Annotated in this window: 17 protein-coding genes and 5 pseudogenes; 17 read left to right on the forward strand and 5 right to left on the reverse strand. The window is 49.5% G+C overall.

The window, feature by feature from the left end; all coding sequences use genetic code 11:
• The first annotated feature begins 1 nt into the window (after position 1).
• The 14 genes and pseudogenes from NL510_RS20685 to NL510_RS20750 all read left to right on the forward strand — a co-directional run bounded on the left by NL510_RS20685 (position 2) and on the right by NL510_RS20750 (position 12,449).
• Positions 2–355: a TIGR03750 family conjugal transfer protein gene (locus NL510_RS20685; RefSeq protein ID WP_253379935.1), complete on the forward strand. Its 354-nt coding sequence runs from the start codon at positions 2–4 to the stop codon at positions 353–355.
• Positions 352–978 (forward strand): PFL_4703 family integrating conjugative element protein, encoded by a 627-nt coding sequence (locus NL510_RS20690; RefSeq protein WP_253379937.1) that lies wholly within the window; start codon positions 352–354, stop codon positions 976–978. The genes NL510_RS20685 and NL510_RS20690 overlap by 4 nt, the downstream gene beginning before the upstream one ends.
• Positions 975–1,763 (forward strand): TIGR03749 family integrating conjugative element protein, encoded by a 789-nt coding sequence (locus tag NL510_RS20695; RefSeq protein ID WP_253379939.1) that lies wholly within the window; start codon positions 975–977, stop codon positions 1,761–1,763. Before NL510_RS20690 ends, NL510_RS20695 begins: the two co-directional genes overlap by 4 nt.
• Positions 1,760–2,812: a TIGR03752 family integrating conjugative element protein gene (locus NL510_RS20700; protein WP_253379941.1), complete on the forward strand. Its 1,053-nt coding sequence runs from the start codon at positions 1,760–1,762 to the stop codon at positions 2,810–2,812. Before NL510_RS20695 ends, NL510_RS20700 begins: the two co-directional genes overlap by 4 nt.
• Complete coding sequence (locus tag NL510_RS20705; protein ID WP_253379943.1) at positions 2,812–3,201, forward strand: TIGR03751 family conjugal transfer lipoprotein; 390 nt, start codon at positions 2,812–2,814, stop codon at positions 3,199–3,201. Before NL510_RS20700 ends, NL510_RS20705 begins: the two co-directional genes overlap by 1 nt.
• Positions 3,201–5,704, forward strand: a pseudogene (locus tag NL510_RS20710) (conjugative transfer ATPase). Before NL510_RS20705 ends, NL510_RS20710 begins: the two are co-directional and overlap by 1 nt.
• A 431-nt stretch (positions 5,705–6,135) precedes the next feature.
• Positions 6,136–6,810, forward strand: coding sequence for a hypothetical protein (locus NL510_RS20715; protein WP_253379945.1), 675 nt, complete (start codon positions 6,136–6,138; stop codon positions 6,808–6,810).
• Between the two features lies 1 nt (position 6,811).
• Positions 6,812–7,159, forward strand: coding sequence for a hypothetical protein (locus tag NL510_RS20720; RefSeq protein WP_253379946.1), 348 nt, complete (start codon positions 6,812–6,814; stop codon positions 7,157–7,159).
• Between the two features lie 2 nt (positions 7,160–7,161).
• Positions 7,162–7,640, forward strand: a pseudogene (locus tag NL510_RS20725) (Hcp family type VI secretion system effector).
• 249 nt (positions 7,641–7,889) lie between these two features.
• Positions 7,890–8,228 carry an NIPSNAP family protein gene (locus NL510_RS20730; RefSeq protein WP_253379948.1) on the forward strand — a complete coding sequence of 113 codons (339 nt, stop codon included), beginning with the start codon at positions 7,890–7,892 and terminating at the stop codon, positions 8,226–8,228.
• A 185-nt stretch (positions 8,229–8,413) separates the two neighbouring features.
• Positions 8,414–9,346, forward strand: coding sequence for a TIGR03756 family integrating conjugative element protein (locus NL510_RS20735; RefSeq protein WP_253379950.1), 933 nt, complete (start codon positions 8,414–8,416; stop codon positions 9,344–9,346).
• Positions 9,347–9,348: 2 nt separating this feature from the next.
• Positions 9,349–10,717, forward strand: a pseudogene (locus NL510_RS20740) (integrating conjugative element protein).
• Positions 10,714–10,971, forward strand: coding sequence for a hypothetical protein (locus tag NL510_RS20745; RefSeq protein ID WP_253379952.1), 258 nt, complete (start codon positions 10,714–10,716; stop codon positions 10,969–10,971). The pseudogene NL510_RS20740 and the gene NL510_RS20745 overlap by 4 nt, the downstream one beginning before the upstream one ends.
• Positions 10,968–12,449 (forward strand): annotated as a pseudogene (locus tag NL510_RS20750) (conjugal transfer protein TraG N-terminal domain-containing protein). Before NL510_RS20745 ends, NL510_RS20750 begins: the two are co-directional and overlap by 4 nt.
• A gap of 44 nt (positions 12,450–12,493) precedes the next feature.
• Here NL510_RS20750 and NL510_RS20755 read toward each other — a convergent pair.
• Positions 12,494–13,402, reverse strand: coding sequence for a hypothetical protein (locus NL510_RS20755; protein ID WP_253379953.1), 909 nt, complete (start codon positions 13,400–13,402; stop codon positions 12,494–12,496).
• A gap of 56 nt (positions 13,403–13,458) precedes the next feature.
• Positions 13,459–14,448, reverse strand: a complete 990-nt coding sequence (locus NL510_RS20760) for a restriction endonuclease (RefSeq protein ID WP_253385044.1) — start codon at positions 14,446–14,448, stop codon at positions 13,459–13,461.
• 198 nt (positions 14,449–14,646) lie between these two features.
• On the opposite strand from NL510_RS20760, the gene NL510_RS20765 reads away from it, so the two are divergent.
• Positions 14,647–15,480: a site-specific DNA-methyltransferase gene (locus NL510_RS20765; protein ID WP_436298670.1), complete on the forward strand. Its 834-nt coding sequence runs from the start codon at positions 14,647–14,649 to the stop codon at positions 15,478–15,480.
• Here NL510_RS20765 and NL510_RS20770 read toward each other — a convergent pair.
• A protein-coding gene (locus NL510_RS20770; RefSeq protein ID WP_253376809.1) for an IS5 family transposase occupies positions 15,469–16,313 on the reverse strand; the annotation gives its coding sequence in 2 pieces (ribosomal slippage) (positions 15,469–15,968 and positions 15,968–16,313; 846 coding nt in all). The genes NL510_RS20765 and NL510_RS20770 overlap by 12 nt on opposite strands.
• Positions 16,314–16,386: 73 nt before the next feature.
• Here NL510_RS20770 and NL510_RS20775 point away from each other — a divergent pair.
• Together NL510_RS20775 and NL510_RS20780 are read left to right on the forward strand one after the other, a co-directional pair.
• Positions 16,387–17,088 (forward strand): annotated as a pseudogene (locus tag NL510_RS20775) (DNA methyltransferase); the annotation flags it as partial.
• An 11-nt stretch (positions 17,089–17,099) separates the two neighbouring features.
• On the forward strand, positions 17,100–19,808 hold the full coding sequence (locus NL510_RS20780; RefSeq protein WP_253379955.1) for a DEAD/DEAH box helicase: 2,709 nt from the start codon (positions 17,100–17,102) through the stop codon (positions 19,806–19,808).
• Positions 19,809–19,955: 147 nt separating this feature from the next.
• Here the strand turns inward: NL510_RS20780 and NL510_RS20785 are convergent, their stop codons facing one another.
• Together NL510_RS20785 and NL510_RS20790 are read right to left on the reverse strand one after the other, a co-directional pair.
• Positions 19,956–20,234: a DUF1129 domain-containing protein gene (locus NL510_RS20785; protein ID WP_253379957.1), complete on the reverse strand. Its 279-nt coding sequence runs from the start codon at positions 20,232–20,234 to the stop codon at positions 19,956–19,958.
• Between the two features lie 14 nt (positions 20,235–20,248).
• Positions 20,249–20,551, reverse strand: a complete 303-nt coding sequence (locus NL510_RS20790) for a hypothetical protein (RefSeq protein ID WP_253379959.1) — start codon at positions 20,549–20,551, stop codon at positions 20,249–20,251.
• Between the last annotated feature and the right edge of the window lie 37 nt (positions 20,552–20,588).

The following is a 20,588-nucleotide window of genomic DNA, read 5'->3' on the forward strand; positions in this document are numbered from 1 at the left end:
CATGAGCACCATCCCCTTTCTCCCTGAGCGGCTGAACCGCGAGCCTGCGGTGTTTCGCGGTCTGACGGTCAGCGAGCTGCTGATAGCGCTGCTGGTCGGGCTGGCTACTGGCGCAATCGCCGGAACCATTCCGGCAGTACTTTGGCACAACTGGAGTCTTATCCCCGGTTGCGCCCTGCCCGGAGGTGCGCTGGCGATCCTCTGCGGCGGGCGCTGGCTGGCGCGGCTGAAGCGGGGGCGTCCGGAGAGCTGGCTGTACCGGGCGCTGGAGCTGAAACTGGCCCGTTTCGGCATTGGCGCTCAGCGTTTTGTTCTGCACGATGGCGTCTGGGCCATTCGCCGGAGCCGACGATGAGCGCCTTTAAGCACGCGCTGGCCGCGCGGGATGCGCATATCCGCACCCTACATATTGCGCTGGTCGCGTTATTCCTGCTGGCATCAGGTATGGGATTCGGCTGGTACAGCGCCCCACGCCAGCTCACCGTTTATTTGCCGCCGGATCTCCGCGCCGCCAGTCAACGTCCGTGGTGGGAAGTGCCGCCCGCCACGGTCTACGCCTTCGCGTTCTCTGTGTTTCAGCAGATCAACCGCTGGCCGACCAACGGCGAGGCCGATTATCCCCGCAACCTCAGCGCCCTGCGGGCTTACCTGACTCCCGGCTGCTACAGCCAGATTGACCGGGAATTTCGCCAGCGTCTGCAAAACGGCGAGCTACGCGACCGGGTGCGCGGCGTGTATGAAATCCCCGGTCGGGGATTCAGCGACAGGCGGGTGCAGATCCTCGACCGCGACAACTGGATTGTGACGCTGGATCTGACCGTTGATGAGTATTTCCACTCCGAACCCGTTAAGAGGGCGATGGTCCGTTACCCCATTAAGGTGCTGCGCTATAACATCGACCAGCAGAAAAATCCGTGGGGGCTGGCGCTGGACTGCTTCTCCTCGCCGCCGCAGAAGCTGGAGGCGGCTAAACCATGAACACCCGCCCACTGCTGATCCTGCTGGTTGCCCTCCCCCTGCACGCCGTCGAACTGGTGAAGTGGGAACGCATCCCTCTGCCGGTGGCGCTGAACATCGGGCAGGAGCGGATCGTCTTTGTCGATCGTAATGTCCGGGTGGGCTATCCCGCCGTGCTGGAGGGCAAGCTGCGCATTCAGAGCAGCAATGGCACGTTGTACCTGCTTGCCAGCCAGCCGTTTGCCGCCACCCGGCTACAGCTTCAGGACACAGAAAACGGCGAGCTGATTTTGCTGGACGTCTCCGCCAGCAAAGGCGAGCACATCCAGGAGCCGATGCGCATTGTCCGCGAAGAGAAGAAAACGCCTGATGCGAAGCCCGATGCAGTTCCAGAATCCTCACCCTCCACGCCGCTTCCGGTCGCGCTCACCCGCTATGCCGCGCAGATGCTGTATGCCCCGCTACGCACCGTGGAAACTTTGCCGGGCGTTCAGCCCGAAGGCGTGCGGCTGGCAAAAACCATCACCACCCTGCTGCCCACGTTACCCATCAACGCCATACCGATCGGCGGCTGGCGGCTCGATCCTTATCATCTGGCGGCGATCCGGCTGCAGAATGAAAGCGTCACCCGGCTGGAACTCGATCCACGCCAGCTTCAGGGGCGGTTTTACTCCGCCTCCTTTCAGCATCGCTGGCTGGGGCCTGCGGGCAGCGCCGAAGACACTACCGTGCTCTATCTCATCACCCGCCATAAGCGTCCTGAACAGGCGATCCTGCCGGAGCCTGCGCCGGAGAAGAAAAAATGAAGCTCCAGGCCAATATCCTGCTGCGGGTTCTGACGCCGCTCATTATGCTGGTAGGCAGCGTCCTGCTGTTTCATGCCTGCCAGGATCGCAAAACCACCCCGTCAAAATCCTCAGCACCTGTAACGCCCCTCAGTCACGACGAACTGAAAGCGCTGGGGATTGAGGAACCGGAAGCAGCCTCCGGAGAACCACTGCGCTGGATAGCCCCCGCTGATACCCTGCCAACCGATAAAAATGGTCGTCCTCTGCAACCTGCACTGGCCTTTCCTTCCGCGATGCAGAACACCGCGCCACAACCAAAAGCACCGCCTCCCGCCGTCGTCAAACCGGTCTACACCCTGCCACAGAACAGCACGTTAATCGGATCGGTGGCGATGACCGCATTGCTGGGGCGCATTCCGCTTAATGGCAGTGTCACTGACCCTTACCCGTTCAAAGTGCTGATTGGCCGCGATAACCTCACCGCCAACGGCATCGAGTTGCCCGATATTGAAGGCGCGGTGATCTCCGGGAGCGCCACCGGCGACTGGACACTCTCCTGCGTGCGCGGCAGCTTGACGTCAATCACCTTTGTTTTCCGCGATGGCACGGTGCGCACGCTCCCCGCTGAAGGAGATAAAAGCGGAAACGGCACGGAAGGCAATATCGGCTGGCTGTCCGACCCTCACGGCCTGCCCTGCATCCCCGGCGAACGTAAATCCAACGCCGCCGAATATATCGGCTCGCAGTTTCTGCTGGCCGGATCGTCCGCCGCCGCGCAGGCGCTGGCGAACAACCAGACCACCTCCACCGTGGAAGATGGATCCATCACTACCGCGCTAACGGGCGACAGCGGGCAGTACGTGCTCGACCAGGCATTGGGCGGCGGCTTGAAGGAGAGTGCCGACTGGTTTAAACAACGCTACAGCCAGATGTTCGATGCCATCTACGTACCGCCCGGCCAGGCCGTCGCCATCCACATTACCCGCCAGTTAGCCATCGACTACGAGCCTGACGGACGGCGGGTTAACTACCGCACGACGGGCGATCGCACTGGAGACCTGGACTAATGCGTACTCTGATTTTGCTGTTGTCGATGCTGCTGACCGCCTGTAGCACCGACCAGAAAACCCTGCTGCCGGTGGATGAAAACACCACCATGCTGAACATCTGGGGCCGACAGAATAACGATGCACAGGCACTGTACGACGCACGCTCAGTCCTGCGTCGCCCGCTGGATGACGCCACGCTGACCGCACAACAGCAGCAGGCCACACGCAGCGACGGCAATGCCGCGCAGGCACTATTCCGGCGACTGCCTAATCCGGATCTGGAGATGTATATTTTTCCCCATCTGGCGGGCAGCGAAGGTGTTCCGGTGCCGGGATACACCACCGTCTTCCCCTTCTATAACCGGGTGCAGTACGCCCTGCCCGGCGAGCGGACCGATCCGCTGTGATGATGCGCAGCGGCACCCTAGCCGAACAGACGGTGGACAGTCTGTACCAGAAAGGCGCGTCATTCGTCGATTTTCTGCCGTGGGTGGAGTATCAGCCGGAAAGCAAAACGCTACTACTGGATGACGGGCGCTCGGTCGGCGCGGTGTATGACATCACGCCGTTCGGCACCGAAGGGCGCTCTCCGGCAAGGCTGGAAGAACTGCGCGATATTCTGAAGGACGCGCTCCAGGACAGCTTCACGGAATACGACCGCCATCCGTGGGTGGTGCAGTTTTACTGTCAGGATGAGGACGACACCGCAAGCTGGCTGGCCGCACTGCATGACTACGCCGTACCGGAAGCACGGAACTCTGATTTTACCCGCGCCTGGCTGAACGAGATGGAGCGCCATCTGCACGCCGTTTCCCGCCCGGAAGGCTACTTCCTGGACGATGCCGTCAGCCATACCCGCTGGCGTGCCCAGCAGCGCCACACCCGCATGGTGATCTACCGCTGGCTACCTGCAAAATACCGCGATCCGCTGGAAAACTCGCCAGAAGAGGCGCTGAACACCGTTTGCGAACGGATGGTCTCCGCGCTGGCGGGCGCGGGTATTCACGTCCGCAGGCTGGAGAGTGAGACCATTCGCCACTGGCTGCTGCGCTGGTTTAATCCCGCCCCGCAGATGACCGATTCACCCCGGCAGTTCTGGCAACAAATGGCGCAGCAGGATGATACGCCGGAACTGTACGACTTTGCCGAGAGCCTGCTGTGCAGTGAACCCCGCTCGCAGGCCGCGCAGGGAACATGGCTGTTCGACCAGCGTCCGCATAAGGTCATTGTGCTGGACAGGCTGCGCAAACCGCCCACCGTCGGCCATATGACCGGAGAATCCGCACGTGGCGACGGCATTAACGCGCTGTTCGACCTGCTGCCGGAAGGGGTGATTATGGCGCTGACTATTGTCGTCTGGCCGCAGGACCGGCTCGAGGAGCATTTAAGCCGCCTCAGCGACCGCGCCATCGGCGAGAACGTCGAATCGGAGTACACCAAAAAAGATTGTCAGGAGGTGCGCCACTGGCTGAAGGACGGCCACAAACTCTACCGCAGCGCACTGGCGTTTTATCTTTCCGCCCCGGATAACGGCGAACTGACCCGACACGTGCGCAGCCTGAACAGTCTGCTGCTGAATGCGGGTATGGTCCCGGTACAGGAGAACGACGAACTCGCTCCGCTCAGTTCGTGGCTGTGCTGGGATCCGCTCAACCGTGAGGACCGCGCCCAGAACGGCCACCTGTTGCTGCTCGGCCCGACCGGTGCAGGCAAATCTGCCACCCTGAACGCCAAAATCGCACAACTGATGGCGCTGCATCGACCGCGCCTTTTTATCGTCGAGGCAGGCAACTCGTTCGGACTGATGGCCGATTACGCCCGCGAGCACGGCCTGACGGTGAATAAAATCAGCCTGAAACCCGGCTCCGGCATCACGCTACCGCTGTTTTCTAACGCATGGAGGCTGGCAGAAAGCGACGTGATTTTGCCAGAACCAGATAACGACAATCCCGAAGATACCGATAACGAGCAGCGCGATCTGCTGGGTGAGATGGAGATCACAGCTCGCCTGATGATCACTGGCGGCGAACTGAAAGAAGACGCCCGTCTGACTCGCTCCGACCGGGCATTAATTCGCGAAGCGATTCTGTACGCGGCCCGGCTCACCGCTCGCGAGAAAAGACAAACGCTGACTCAGGATATCCGCGATGCCCTGTTCACGCTGGCACAGGATGCGGCGCTACCGGAATCCCGCCGTAACCGGCTGTGGGAAATGGGTGAAGCAATGAATATGTTCTGCTCCGGGTTTGAAGGGGAATTGTTTAACCGAGAGGGTGAGGCGTGGCCGGAGGCGGATATCACCCTGGTAGATCTGGCGATGTTTGCCCGCGTAGGGTACGAAGCGCAACTGGCGATTGCCTATATCTCGCTGATTAACCATATCAACAACCTCGGCGAGCGTGACCAGCATCTGGCCCGGCCCATCGTAAATATTACCGACGAAGCGCATATCATCACCGTCAACCCGCTGCTGGCGCGGTTTCTGACCAAGGGTTCGAAAATGTGGCGCAAGCTGGGGATCTGGCTGTGGCTGGCAACGCAGAACCTGAGTGACTTCCCGGATGATGCGAAAAAACTGCTCAATATGATCGAGTGGTGGGAGCTACTGGTGATGCCGCCCGAAGAGGTGGAGCAAGTCAGCCGCTTTAAATCTCTGACGCCGGAACAGCGCCAGCTCCTGCTCAGCGCCACCAAAGCGCCGGGGAAATATACCGAAGGCGTAGTACTTTCGCCAAGAGTGGAAGCGCTGTTCCGGGTGGTCTCCCCTGCCCTGTGGCTGGCGCTGGGAATGACGGAAAACATGAGAAGGCGGAGCGGATGAGGATTATGCAGGAGTTTGGGTGTAGTGAGCTGGAGGCGGCGATGAGGGTGGCTGAAGCTCATGCTATTACCAGCGGCCTCACAATATGATGTTGTCGATGTGTTCACATAAATCGCCTGTTCATGAATCATAAAAATATTATTACCGTGAACAAGACAGGAAAAACAAAATATATTTATTACGTCAATATTTAAATGCTAATGCCTGTATATTTACCCATAAACTAAATATTTACATCATCTGTCTGGCTGACATTTCGCATACTGACAAAGCTGGGAATAATAATACGTCACAACAAAATAAACAATACCTTTTATTGTCTTATAGGAGATACGTAATATAACACATTAGAAACAGTGTATTTCTTTCTTGAAATATAATTCGTAACAATTGCATTATTGTAACACTTTTCAAAACATCTACTATCTTAGTCTATATTGTAGCAGACTCTTTTATTCTGGAAATTGGCTACAGAAGAGAAGAGTGAGACTCAATCCATTATTTTAAATAAGGGATCGTTATGGCAGACATAGAGGGGATAGCACGAAGGATATACGACATCATTGTTTCTCCTGATACAGTTACAGGGCTTATCAATGGTGGGTTATCTGTTCCTTTAGATTATGGTTATCTGATTTACGGTATCTTTGATACGGATACAAGATATGAACGTGAAACAGAAAGAATCCGTATGATGACCGCTATAAGACACGACATCCTTAACTATGAAAATATCGTTAATGCAGTTAAATTAATCTTTCAATTATTCAATAAGTACTTATCAGAATCAGAACAAGATAAAATATACAGAAGTGTAGTTACCTCTATTGTGGGCAGAATCTCCACGAATATTATCGCATCTAACATCGCTAAAGCCGTTATAGAAAAGACTTCATTTACCTATGTAGTATTTAAGGGAAAAGGTAATCCAATAGCCTTTTTAAGTACAATTCTCTTGTTTGGCGGGATGGCAGAGCGTTCCATCAGGACGTCTGATAGACTCAGTAATGAAGCACCTGAGGTATACGAGTTATTAAGACCCCGCGATTACGATCTCCTTTATTTCTTATTTGCTGATGCGGTACAACCTTTTGTTGATGCCATCCACACAGGATACACTGAGGGAAAACCCGTGTTCGACAGGATTATGCAGAGAGTGGAAGAACGTTTAAATACGAATGCGAAGGCTGGGTGATATGAAAAAAATTATCGCTCCAATCGTTAATATAGTTCTCTGTGCCTATATTGTTGCCATATGCTTCATTTGCCTGATTGAATTTAATAACTGGCAAGATAAAATAATCGCAGTTACGATTACAATCGGCAGTGCTTATATCATCGCCATTGTATTAAATAGATTGTTGAGCACAAAGATACGTATATTAGGCGGGGTTTTTGATTTACTATCGGGCCCACTGTTAATTATAGGTGCTATTGCTTGCATAGCCTTACTTGACCCTTGGCCTGTTAAGATTGTTTGTGTGTTTTTATGGGTCGTTATAATGTTTTGCTTACCTTCATTTATAAACAGAGATAAGGAATAACCATGTCAAATCCAGCATATCTTTGGTTAACCGATGCAAATGGTTCTCCTATAATTGGTAGTTCTTTAGTTACAGGGCGTATTGGCGCTATTGAATTAAAAGCGGTAACGCACCACTTATCCATTCCTGTGGATGGAAACACCGGGAGATTAACAGGAACCCGAGTACATACACCTATTACTGTACAGAAAGATTTTGATAAAACAACGCCCCTTTTGTACAAAGCGCTGAGTGAGAACCAGACATTAAAGTCAGCAACCATAAAAATGTATCAGATCCTTGATGCAGGTGTTGAAAGCGAATACTTTAATATTATTTTAGAGAATGTGAAAGTAACTGGAATAACCCCCAATTTATTTCCCGGTTCTGGTACAGGTACACACAGCGAAACTATTCAGTTAAGATATGAGGCCATTACTGGAAACATTGCGATGGCAATATCATTTACAAAGATTCCTGGAATCACAGGGCAACAGCATGAGGTGATTTTTGCTTTATTTATCAGGCCCGATAAACCTCAACATGCAAATTTATCGGGTACAGGATCCCTGTCAGAGTACAGCAAGCCGAGACCAGCGATTGACCTGGGTGGTAGGGATACTCTCTCGATTTTGAACTGGTTTTCCGGTATTTTTCAGTACATCCGGGGCTACGAGCCGCTCGTCAGTAATTGAATTTTGACGGATTCCGACTTATAACCCCATATTTATATTACTGAGAGTGGCAACTCATGAAAACCGTAGAATTCTTACAATACACACTGAATCCTGGAACTGGCAGGGAATTTCACAACATCATGAAGCAGCAAAGCATTCCACTTCATATAGCCTCAGGAATAGATATTGTTGCTTTCGGAAATTCTGAACATGATGAAGATTCCTATTATTTAATCAGAGCCTATGATAACTCTGGGCATTTGAAAAAATCTCAGGAAGAATTTTACAGCAGTGATGGCTGGAAAAATGGCCCACGGACAGCAATAATTGAGCGAATAAAGGTCAGTGTAAAATCAGTCATGACACTCGGTGCCAATACTGTTAATGGGCTGCGAACTGATCTTAATCTTTAACGCTTAGCATAGTGGATATCCTGGCACCGAAAGCTCACTAAAATAAGCAGGCCGGAAATTTCGACGGTTCCGGCTTCCCCTGGCATAAAACAAAATATTCTGTTGGCCATAAAGAGTTCCCCCACGCCATTTTTTCCGCCCTGTGATAAAGCCTGCACTGATGATATCGGCTCAGGAACATCGCCATGAATCTCCACCGGACATTACTTTGCTTACTGATAATGATGCCGTGCGCAGGTAAAGCCATCACTACCCCAGAAATTGCCGCCTCAGCCCTGTCGCCGACGTGCGTAAAATATCAGGTAGTCGGTGTCTGCTACTGGCTGTTCTGCACGCCGTTTGGCTGCTCGGTACGTACATCGGTGAAGGTACGCCATTTCCGCCCGGACCTGGTGGTATCAGCCTACAGCGTAACCGGACAAAATCCTTGGACTGAGATGTCGCCACTCAGCTCTCCGTTGCCCGGTATCGCTGAAACCGGTGGCGATACCAACCCCCGCGCCGTCGGCCAGCACAGTAAAGTCCGCTTCAAGAACGCAGATGCAATAGGCTTTCCTGCCGGTGATGCGTTGGCAAATTTCTTCTCTCAGTTTGGCTATGTCTGCGCTCCGTCGTCACAGCCTTTTCTCCCCTACTTTCTCAGCACCCTGGATGCGCTCGCCTGGCGTAGCGGCGTACCAGAAATGTTCTACCCGGAGGCGTTAACACCTGGGCTGCGCGAGGTGAGTAAAGACGGCGATATGTGGGGCAATATCTACCCGCGAGCCGGGGCGCTTAGCCAGACGCATGACTATAAGGCCGGAGCGGTCATCGCCCAACGCGCTGCCGATCTGGTAACGCGCAATGGTCAGCCGCATGTTTATATTCCGCTGACTGCCAGCTCACACGACGGCTACTGGCCGCCGGATCCAGTTACGGAGGGCGACAGCAGTAACCATCAGTGGCAGATGTTGGTTCCAAAAAAATCCACCTCCTGCGCCATCTTCCCGGATGGCTCCGCCACCGACTCTTACGCCGACAAACTGGCAGAAGACGGCGCATATGTCTGGACGCTGTGGCGGCCCTATAAATGCTGCCCACGCCGTGGGCAGACATTCCTTGGCAGCAGCGGAGGTTAACGATGCGCTCAGCCTGGTGTCTTCTGTTCGTCGCCTTTCTCGCCCCGGCAGACGACAAATATCAATACAAACAACAGGGGGCGATCAGCGACTGGATGTATTACCGCATCGGCGGCGGTGCGGCCATCTCTCCACCGCCAACCCGGCGTAACACCTTCCCGTTGACGGCAGGCGTAAGCTGGAACAGCGACATGATGTGCGGCAATTTCGATATCGATACCACAGTGCGCAACCAACTCAACGGCGTGACGGACGGCTTCCAGCAACTGATGGGCGAGGTTATCGAAAGCGCGACCAGCGCGGTCGCCAGCCTGCCCGCAATGGTGATCCAACGTGCCAATCCCCAGCTCTACGATCTGCTGACCAACGGCGTGCTTCAGGGACGGCTCGACTTCGATAAATCACTGTTAAGCTGCCAGAAAATGGCAGGCAAGATGACCGATTATGCGCTCGGTCCGGCATGGACGCAGAGCGCCCAGGCGGAGAACTATCAGGGAATTGCGGCCAGCGAGAAAGACGCCGTTCGCGCCGACCAGAGAGCGGCTGAAGAAGCGGCAGAGAAAGGCAAACGCTGGGTGGGTGGCGAACATCGCGGCGGTAAAGGCCAACCGCCCATCAAACTGGTACGCGATACAACAGTCGCAGGCTACAACATCCTCAATAACCGTAGCGCGACCAACACCAGTTCGGTATCCAGCAACGACTGTCAGGGTGAACTGTGTCAGGTATGGAGCAAACCCGATGACGCCGCACAATGGCTGACGCGGGTAGTTGGCGAACAAACCATTAACGTCGCCCCGGATAACGATCAGTCCGGCGATACGAGCCAGCAAAGCGGCGCACAATCCGGCGTCGGACTGACGCCGCTGATTCAGGAAGAACAGGATAAGATCCAGCCACTGATTATCGATATGGTGAACCGTAGCCAGCCCATTAACGATGACACGCTGGCGCAGGCCAGCGGTGGCGAGCTGCACCTGACACGCGGCGTGATTGAAGCGCTGCGCGACGATCCTGATGCAGCGGTGCTTATCCAGCGCCTCTCCGGCGAACTGGCGCTCTCCCGCGTGATGGAGCAGGCGCTGATGGCCCGGCGCACGCTGCTTGCAGGAATGCGCGAACCCAATATCTCCGGTGAAAAAGAAGCACAAACCGCATTGACCCAAACCACCGCCCAGCTCGACCAGGAACTGTCACAGCTTAAGCTGGAACTGGATATGCGCCAGGCGCTGGCGGATAACGCCGCACTGACCATCCTTGAACGCCAGACCATGCGGGCGAAGACCAAAGGCCAGGCTGTCGGCGTAGAAGACGATACCGACAAAAGGGGTGGATAATCTCAGCAAACCCACTGGCGGGGATACGCAATGAAACGGTTGATACTGTCCGGCTCCCTGCTGCTGATCTGCATGGCAGTGATGTTTTATCTGGCTGCTGACAATACACCACAAATTAACCGCAGCGACCTGCTGCCCTGGCGCATAATGCTGTACGGCGTGATTTGTGGTGTAGGCTGGCATCTGTATGACCGCTTGCCACCACATCGTTCGGCAATCCGCCGTATCGCGCTAATTTTTATCGTACTGATTGTATTCAACGAAATCGTGCCGGAGGTGTTCCGGTGACAACCAACAGCTATCTGGAATACTTTCTGACGCTGCTCGGCTGGGTGGTCAATAACGGGCTGTGGAATGCGATCAGCGCCACCGGATTATTCGCCCTGCCGCTGCTGATTAAGCTGCTGGCGCTGTGGTTACAGGCCAGAGGTCAGGGAGCAGATGAAGGCAACAAAGCAGCGCTGTCCCTGGTATGGACCGAGCACCTGATGTACACCTCGCTGCTGGTGATTATGTTCACCTGCGTACCAATGTTGAACATCGACCTCGATACCATCAAATATGACACCACGCGCTCGAAGCAATGCGGCATGTCGGTACCGCAACCCGCCGACACCGGCTATCAGCCAATTATTAACTCGCTGGGTGGTAAAACCGCCGCCGTCCCGGTCTGGTGGTATTTTATTCATGTGATCAGCAAAGGCATCACCAGTGCAACAGTTGCTACCCTACCCTGCCAACCGGATCTGCGTCAGATCCGCTTTGAAGTGCAACACACCCGCATTAAAGATCCAGCACTGGCTCAGGAACTACGGGATTTCGTTGAGGAATGTTATGCCCCTTCCCGCGCCCGTCTGAAATTCCGCGCCGGAGAGCTGGACGACGATACCAGTAACGATACCGCCTGGCTGGGATCATCGTATTTTCTCAACACGGCTGGTTACTACGATACCGACCATGCACTTTCGCCGCACAGTGCCTGGCCGTACAGTGCATCACGAGACGCCGGGCTGGCCGATACGGGCGCGGGCGGCTACCCCACCTGTAAACAGTGGTGGGCCGACGATACCGTTGGGCTGAAGGCCCGGCTCCTGCAACTCCCGGCCCCGGATATATGGACAGCGTTTAAAAAGATCGGCTAGCCCCAAGCTGTTTATGAAGAGGCCGTGCTGCGCTCGCTGGTCAGTGAACTAAATATGCAAGTATCACAGAACGGACGCGTTTACCCCGGCTATGGTGGCAATGTCGATGGCACTGTTGCCAATGCCGCCACCCGGCTGGCATCCAGCACCGGAAATATCCTCGGCAGCATAGCCGCGTTCCCGGCGTTCGACAGTGTGCGCCAGGCACTACCGATGGTACAGACGCTGCTGCAAATGGCGCTGGTGATCTGTATTCCGCTGATAACGCTCTGCTCGGCATGGGACGTGAAGGTGGTGATGACGCTGACGTTTGTGCAGTTCGCGCTATTCTTCCTCACCTTCTGGTGGGAACTGGCGCGGTGGCTCGATAGCTGGCTGCTGGATGTACTCTACAACAGCGATACCCACAGTAGCTGGAATCTGGCCGGGATCCAGAATACGCAGGATGACGTGATTATTAATCTGGTGATGGGGGCGATGTTTCTGGTGCTGCCGACGTTCTGGCTGGGGGCGATGACGTGGGCTGGGGTGAGGGTTGGTATGGCGGTGAATGGGGCGCTGGCGGGTGGGGGTAAGGTGGCGCAGGATAGCGGGGGGAAGGCTGGGGGGATGATTGGGAAATGATAATAAAACAATCACTGAACAATTTTATTGGGCAGCTATAATCCTCATTCTAATAATAAGTATCCACATGAAAGATATAAATATATGGAGATTAGATCATCAGAAAGAAAATAATAATCATCTATCATCAAAGGTGCATGAGGATATGCTCCGAACCTTGATTTAGGATGAAATGTTTTTATCCTATCATCATAATATTCACCGAAATATTTTTCAGTTTCTGGAGAATTGAATTTTTTCGAGATGAATACAGCCGCATCTTTTGATGATGGGTTAGATACTCCCTCCTCTTTCAGTTTTTCTAATATCAGATTAAAAGAAGCATCTAACGATATAAACAAAGAGTAAATAGCCTCCTCCATAAAATAAGCATGAGCTGCTAGCATTCTACTTCGCAGTAAAGTTGATAAACCTCTTATCAAAACAAAGTTATTCTCATCAAGAGACTCCATCACTTTTTTCTGAATTTCAACATCGAATCCTTTCTCTCTGAGATCATATTTCTTACCATTATTTGCCACTGGCGGAAGCGGGACACCTCTATCACTTTGATGATTGAATGGATGCCAACCATTTATTCCTGTGGATGCATTTATGGCTTTAATTAACTCCTTTGCGATATCAAACAAATGGTTAGACACACATCCATTAATACTCACATAATGACAAGTTGAAAAAGGATAAATGACTGAATGACTATCTATTCTATTCACACATAACATAACAGAGGAATATAGTTTTATCTCATTAGCAGAAGCCCATTCCATCTCAGAATAATAACCATTATCTTCAAAAGAAATTTCTGACGCTAAAGGAGAGATCGAAAAACACAGCTCCTCGCTAACAAAAAGTGCAGAATTTTCCGTAGCAAAAATGTTGTTTGGGTAGACACCAAGAGGAGATAATAAGCGCACCTGATGAGTGTGACTATCGTTTTTCCGGTAAGTAAACATCAATCCCACTTTAATCTCACTTTTCGAAAATTGACCATTAATTTTTAACAACAACGTCAGACGGGCAAATAGGTTCTTCTTAATGGAACCAACAGCTTGGTCTCAATATCTACCTGCTCGTAGTTTTCTACAAGAGCGCGAACCAAATCGTCAAGTGTCCAGAGAGTCAATGGGATCGTTGATCGATCTGCCTCATAGCGTGCATCTTTGCTAAAACCACCAGTGCTGACATACAGCCCGCGATCGTCTTTATGTCGGCCCCCGATAAAGCTTCGAATCTGCTGGCTTCCCATCTGCTCGCGGCGATGCTTCACTTCAACAATAATACGGGGATTTTCAAAACCAAACCCATCCGGGGAAGCAATAATATCTTTACCGCGATCTGCACCAGCTGGCGAAATCTGAGTTTTATAACCCATGCTACGCAATACGCCTGCGACCAGATTCTGCATCTCATCCCAGTCAAGGCGGTTAATCCGGTCTTTGATACCTTCGAAAGCAATCATTTCCATATCACGCAGGGGATTGGAAACGATCTCTTCTTCATCAAGAGATTCTGTGGGTTGTGTCACAACAGCAATTGTTGTTTTTTTCCCCTGTAACAACTCAGTGACAGCATAATCAGGAAGCTGAAAAACGGTCAGTGTAGAACCCAGTGTATTTTTCGTGGCCGTGCCCAAGTTGTCGCGATCAATCTCCTGCTCATTCCATTTGACTTGTCGGGCAATCCCCATGCCATCATCAAGCCACTCTTGGTGGTATTCAAAATCTGAGGCCACCTTACCTAAAAGATAAGTACGATTAGCTGGCGAATAGGTGATAACCCAATCACCTTTTTGCATTTCATTCACAAATCGCCAGATCTGAGAGGTACCGGATCGCGCTGAACCCAATTTAATCTGGGGTTCCAGCTCCTGATACATGGCAAGCAACTGAGAGCGGGATAGCCCTGGTTTTACGTGTGGCGCAAACTGTGACCAGCCGATCGCGACAACTTGTTTATCACGAAAATCATCATAAAGTTTGCCACCATCACCACGGATCATCCACATTTTATCTTGCATGATTAATCCATCCATTACAAAAATCATTTTTAAATCAATGCATTAAATAATGCCCCACGCATAAAAACCTGAGTCCACATAGTGAGCTAATTATAAACATCCCTACAGGCAACAACCTGAACAAAATCAGGTTTTGAGGTATCATATCCTACAAGTTTAACTGAGAGACAAGATACCATTATGCCATTTCTGGATTGGGTAAATAAAAATCAAGCCAAAGCCGTAAGCACTTCAGTACCTTACCACTTACTGCAAAAAGAAGCAGAATACGGTACACCGTCGAAAGACAATATGATCATACAAGGAGACAACTTATTGGCATTACGTGCCTTAATGCCTCTTTATGCAGGTCAGGTGAAGTGTATTTTTATTGATCCTCCATATAATACTCAATCCGCTTTTGAGCACTATGACGATAAGTTGGAACATAGCCAGTGGCTATCAATGATGTATCCTCGTTTAGTTCTATTGCGGGATCTTCTTTGCGAGAAAGGAAGCATTTGGATCTCGATAGATGACAATGAATCTCATTATCTAAAAGTTTTATGTGATGAAATTTTTGGAAGGAATAATTTTGTCTCAAACATTATCTGGCAGAAAATTTATACGGTAAAAAATTCAGCGAAATATATTTCGGATATGCACGACCATGTTTTGGTATATGCAAAAAGCATTAATGATTGGCAGCGAAACTTACTACCTCGTAGCGAAGAGCTTAACTCTAGTTATACAAATTATGATAATGACCCTCGTGGGCCATGGACAACAAATGCGATACAAGCTAGAAACTATTACAGTTTAGGATCGTATGAAATAGTGAGCCCTTCGGGAAAAATATTTTCCCCTCCTGCAGGCACTTATTGGAGGATCTCGGAAGATAACTTTCATAAACTAAATGCCGATGGCCGTATTTGGTGGGGAAAAGACGGCCAAAATGTTCCCCGTGTGAAAAAATTTTTATCTGAAGCAAAGCAGGGAGTTGTGCCATCTAGGCTGTGTCCCTTAATTATATAGTCGTTGATAAAAGAGCCGGATGCAGCCCAGCTTCACCATCGCCAGATAATTTCTCGCCGTTTTGTCGTAACGCGTCGCTATGCGACGGTATTCTTTCAGGCGACCAAAACATCGCTCAACAACGTTGCGATTGCGGTACGCATTACGATCGAGCTGTGAACGCCCATCCAATGCCATTTTCTCATTTGATTTTCGGGGAATGACTGCTTTTATACCTTTGCTTTTCAGTTCGTTGCGTAACGCATGCCCGGAGTACGCTTTGTCGGCCAGTACCGCATGGCCACGGCGTTTCATGCTGCCGTTCTGGCGCTGAACACCAATACCGTCGAGAAGACGTTGCGCGAACTGGCTTTCGTGAGCCTGTCCGGGACTCAGCACTATGTTTAACGGAAGACCGTTTCCGTCTGTCGCCAGATGGATTTTGGTGCCAAAACCACCGCGAGAGCGACCCAGCCCATTATCTCCGGCGATATCGGGATGTTTTTTTGAGCCCCGGCAGCACATTTCAACGCCCGGATATTGCTGCCATCCAGCGCCGTAGCAGACCAGTCAACAAGATTGCTGGCATCAAGTAGCGAAAGCAACCTGTTGAAAATAATGTTAATAACACCTGATTTTGACCACCGGTTAAAGCGGTTATAAACCGTTTTCCATGGTCCATATCGTTCAGGTAAATCACGCCACGGAGCCCCGGAACACAACACCCAGAACATACCGTTGATAATTTTACGATGCTCAGCCCATGGGCGTCCGGCCCGTGGAGATACGGGTTCAGCAGGCAATAAAGGCTGGATGATAATCCATGCTTCATCAGGAAGGTCGTAGCGAGCCATAGTTCAATATGTTGTGGAAACAGACAGTTACTATAGCTCAAACGATTAAGGGACACAGCCTAGTATGTGGTTCCATACAGAAGTAGGGCAGAATGCGGAGGCTAAGACTGAAGTACGAGAGATATTCAAAGAATCTTCAGAAATTTTTATCACGCCAAAACCTGAGCGTTTAATACAACGAGTTTTGCAACTAGCAACTAATACCGAAGACATTGTATTGGATTCATTTTTAGGTTCAGGTACTACCGCTGCAGCCGCACATAAAATGAACCGCCGTTATATTGGCATTGAGATGGGCGAACATGCCAAAACACATTGTGTCCCGCGCTTACAAAAAGTTATTGAAGGTGAGCAAGGAGGAATATCCAAAAGTGTCAAATGGCAAGGTGGCGGCGGGTTTAGTTTTTATACATTAAACCCAGAGCCTGTTTTCTTGACAAATGGTCAGATTCGTCCTGATATCAAATTTGCGCCTTTAGCTGCATATATCTGGCATCATGAAACGGGCACTGGTTCACTGCAAACAATGGATAAACCGTATCTCGGTAATTATAACGGAACAGCGTATTACTTACTTTATAACGGAGTACTTGGCGATCGTCGTCCAAATAGTGGAAATGTACTAACACGTGCATTGCTTACATGGTTGCTCGAAACGTTCCCCCATGACGGTCCGAAAATAATCTACGGCGAAACTAGCCGGATAGGCCCTGAACGTCTGACACAAGCAAATGTGATATTTAAACAAATTCCTTACGATATTGTCTTGCGCTAACGAGGTGCCGAATGAGCTTCAATCTTAAACATTATCAAAGCCGTGCCCTTAATTCCTTGGCTCAATTTTTCAGCCAGCTAAGTTCACAGGATGATTTACATAAGGTATGGCGAGAACAACCCTTTCAGGAGCAGTACCAAGCTCGTGGCGAACCCTTGCTCCCCTATCAAGATACTGCATTCGGTGAAGTACCATGTGTATGTTTGCGACTTCCTACTGGTGGCGGAAAAACGCTACTCGCCGCTCATGTGATTGGTGAAATTTCTCAACATTATACCTTTACCGATGCTCCTGTCGCTTTGTGGTTAGTCCCTTCTGACGCCATCAGGGAACAAACGCTAAAAGCGCTAATGAATAAACAGCATCCTTATCGTCAATCATTAGATCAACGTTTTAACGATAAAGTCAGGGTGTGTGATCTAGAAAGTCTGGTTACAGTTGGTACACATGAAATTGGTACTCATGCAATTGTCATCGTTGCAACAATACAGGCATTTCGTGTTGCAGATACCACTCAACGTAATGTTTATTCTTTCGATGAGTCACTTGTACATCATTTTGATGACGTTACCGTAGGTAAGTTCCCTACATTAGACATTGTTAAAGAATCAGATCTGTCAGCACAACCTTTCCTGACCCAAGCAGACCTCGGTAAAATTAAAGCCTCACTAGCCAACTGGTTGCACTTGCACAATCCAATCATCATTGTTGATGAAGCCCATAATAGTCGCACACAAAATAGTTTTGAAACCCTCAAGCGCTTTAACCCTTCAGCAATTGTTGAGCTAACAGCAACCCCAGTAAAAGGTTCAAATGTGCTCTACCACGTAAGTGCACAAGAGCTGAAAAACGAAGAAATGATTAAGCTGCCTATTATGCTCATGGAGCATGTTACCGGGTGGCAAGATGCGGTACGTGATGCCATTCTCACCCAGAGAAAATTGGAATTACTCGCTCAGAAAGAGCCAGATTACTTACGGCCCATTGTGTTGTTTCAGGCAGAACCCAAAGGTAAGCAAATCACCGTTGAAATATTAGCTACCCACTTGGAAGAAGTGGAAAAAATCCCTAAAGAACAGATTGCAATTGCTACTGGCTCACAGAAAGAACTGGATGGAGTCAACTTATTCGATCCTGCATGTCCAGTACGCTATGTTGTCACTGTTGAAGCGCTTAAGGAGGGATGGGATTGCTCGTTTGCCTATGTGCTATGTAGTATGCAAGAGTCACGCAGCGCAAAAGATGTGGAACAGTTGCTTGGGCGAGTTTTACGAATGCCTTACGCTAAATCCCGCCAGAATCCAGAACTCAATCAAGCATACGCTCATATTACAGCTCATAGCTTTGGTGAAGCATTACACCGTATCCAAGACAATCTGGTCAACAATATGGGCTTTGATCCCCTGGAAGCAGCAATGGTACTGCAATCAAGAACACCAGCTGTACCAGAGCTCTTTAATCAGGATCAAACAGGAAGTAGTAGGATTCCAACACTTAAACCAACAAGCAGCGTTCCTGTTCCTGTTCTGCCAGACACGCCAGTCCCCGTTTCGCTCCAGCAAAAAATTGAAATTCGCCCGACTCAGGCTGGAGCAACAATATTAGTAGATGGCGAGATAACCCAAGAAATTGAAGATTTCATATTGACGGGTGTGCCCAAAAAGCACCAAGCATTAGTCAAACAAAAAATTGAACAAGAAAAAGCCCGCTTTGATGCTGAAACCAGCCCAAGTGCAAGAGGCATCCCTTTTGGCCAATTACCCCTGTTATGCTGGCGAGATCATGACGATACTTGTATTGTCGATGCTGCTTTGCTTGAAGAAATCAGCCAATTCAGCTTGCTAACTGATGCAATCGAGCTTCCTTACTTCTCGATTAATGAACAAGCAAGATCATGGCTACTTGATATGGAAAAAGGAAAGCTGGCATCGGCGTTTGTAGCTGTTTCGCAAATGGCTCTTGATGGCGTCAATTCAAAAATAACAGAAGCCGATCTGATCGGGTGGTTAGATTCTCAGTTACGCCAACCCAATATTTTTCAGAGAGATATGCAAGCATATTTATCCAAAATGCTGGACTATTTAATTAACACGTCAAAAATATCACTTACGGCGTTAATCCGTGGTAAATATCAGCTTGTTGATGCTTTGTATAATGATATTGTCGCACGTAAAAAACGAGCTGGAGAAAAGGGTTTTCAACAACTTTTACCTGATATGGTTACAGCAGAACATCAGGATGGGATGGATTATTTCTTTACTTTCAAACCAAACTATTATGCTGGCCGACCGCCATTTTATCAGGGTACTTATCGCTTTCAAAAGCACTATTATGGTAGTGCTCAAATCCATGACCTCCGCGAAAAAACAGCCGCTGGTAAACCAACCGAAGAATTTCTTTGTGCTCAGGCTATTGATATTCACCCTAAAATTAAACATTGGGTGCGTAACGTCGAGAAAGAACCTCGTTTGTCGTTTAAATTACCCATCGCAGGGGGCTATTTCTACCCTGACTTTGTTTGTGAACTAGAAGATAACCGGTTACTCGTTGTGGAATATAAAGGACAACATTTGCAGGATAGTGCAGATACCAGAGAGAAAGCTGCCGTCGGGGCACAATGGGAATTAACAAGCCAAGGCAGATGCCTGTTCCTGATGGCAACACTTGATGACAAAGGTGCTGATGTTTCCACTCAGATAGATCGAAAAATAAAACAATAATGACTTACCGCCCCGTCAATATGTTTACTTGACGGGGTATGCTCAACATTATGTATTTCTGTAACTTATTATAATAACAGTAAATTACCTTACAACATGTCCCACAATTACATTGTTAAAAAGATCACACTGTTTGATGTAAATTATTTAATTGAGATCAGTTTTACCATTAGAAAAATTTCGTAAAATTATTGGCGCTGAAGCACCAATATGGATTGCAATGATTTCGTTCAGTTTAAGATTTAATATATTTTCGTAAAAATATACTAATGCAACACCAATAAGTATCATAACCAGTGTACTTATCCAATAGAATCTAGATGTTAGCCAAGCAGGTCTGCTGTTTTTTTCGACACATCTTAAATTATATATTCCTACCATCTCAGGGATAAGACCACCAATAAGGCCATATATAAGTAGTGACATATTATAATTCCTAATTATGCATTATTTTTATCGTGATTTAGTGCTGTGAAAGCAACCCATATGTCGCCAAGAAATGATTTCCTTTTCTTTAACACATAAAGATCAGAGCCATCAGGTGCTGGAATAACTGACTTTCTTACTTTGGGCGAATGTGCCAAGACTTTATTTACATCAGATTCAGATAATTTTGTTTGTTTAGCTATACCTTTAGCACTTCTATATAGCCATTTCGGATTTCCCATTTCTTTGATAACTAACTCTTCGATATCAGAATTTTTATTATGCATTATTGCTAATTTACTTGACGTATCTTTCATATTTATTATCCGTATTCAACTCTGACATTACAGTTCA

The sequence above is a fragment of the unidentified bacterial endosymbiont genome (assembly GCF_918797525.1).
Taxonomy (GTDB): Bacteria; Pseudomonadota; Gammaproteobacteria; order Enterobacterales; family Enterobacteriaceae; genus Enterobacter.

Coding starts and splice junctions, on each gene's coding strand:
- NL510_RS20760 (WP_253385044.1), bottom strand. CDS start 14,448: ATGATCCGTGGTGATGGTGGCAAACTTTATGATGATTTTCGTGATAAA.
- NL510_RS20685 (WP_253379935.1), top strand. CDS start 2: ATGAGCACCATCCCCTTTCTCCCTGAGCGGCTGAACCGCGAGCCTGCG.
- NL510_RS20715 (WP_253379945.1), top strand. CDS start 6,136: ATGGCAGACATAGAGGGGATAGCACGAAGGATATACGACATCATTGTT.
- NL510_RS20690 (WP_253379937.1), top strand. CDS start 352: ATGAGCGCCTTTAAGCACGCGCTGGCCGCGCGGGATGCGCATATCCGC.
- NL510_RS20745 (WP_253379952.1), top strand. CDS start 10,714: ATGAAACGGTTGATACTGTCCGGCTCCCTGCTGCTGATCTGCATGGCA.
- NL510_RS20755 (WP_253379953.1), bottom strand. CDS start 13,402: ATGTTTACTTACCGGAAAAACGATAGTCACACTCATCAGGTGCGCTTA.
- NL510_RS20705 (WP_253379943.1), top strand. CDS start 2,812: ATGCGTACTCTGATTTTGCTGTTGTCGATGCTGCTGACCGCCTGTAGC.
- NL510_RS20700 (WP_253379941.1), top strand. CDS start 1,760: ATGAAGCTCCAGGCCAATATCCTGCTGCGGGTTCTGACGCCGCTCATT.
- NL510_RS20790 (WP_253379959.1), bottom strand. CDS start 20,551: ATGAAAGATACGTCAAGTAAATTAGCAATAATGCATAATAAAAATTCT.
- NL510_RS20720 (WP_253379946.1), top strand. CDS start 6,812: ATGAAAAAAATTATCGCTCCAATCGTTAATATAGTTCTCTGTGCCTAT.
- NL510_RS20785 (WP_253379957.1), bottom strand. CDS start 20,234: ATGTCACTACTTATATATGGCCTTATTGGTGGTCTTATCCCTGAGATG.
- NL510_RS20735 (WP_253379950.1), top strand. CDS start 8,414: ATGAATCTCCACCGGACATTACTTTGCTTACTGATAATGATGCCGTGC.
- NL510_RS20780 (WP_253379955.1), top strand. CDS start 17,100: ATGAGCTTCAATCTTAAACATTATCAAAGCCGTGCCCTTAATTCCTTG.
- NL510_RS20765 (WP_436298670.1), top strand. CDS start 14,647: ATGCCATTTCTGGATTGGGTAAATAAAAATCAAGCCAAAGCCGTAAGC.
- NL510_RS20695 (WP_253379939.1), top strand. CDS start 975: ATGAACACCCGCCCACTGCTGATCCTGCTGGTTGCCCTCCCCCTGCAC.
- NL510_RS20730 (WP_253379948.1), top strand. CDS start 7,890: ATGAAAACCGTAGAATTCTTACAATACACACTGAATCCTGGAACTGGC.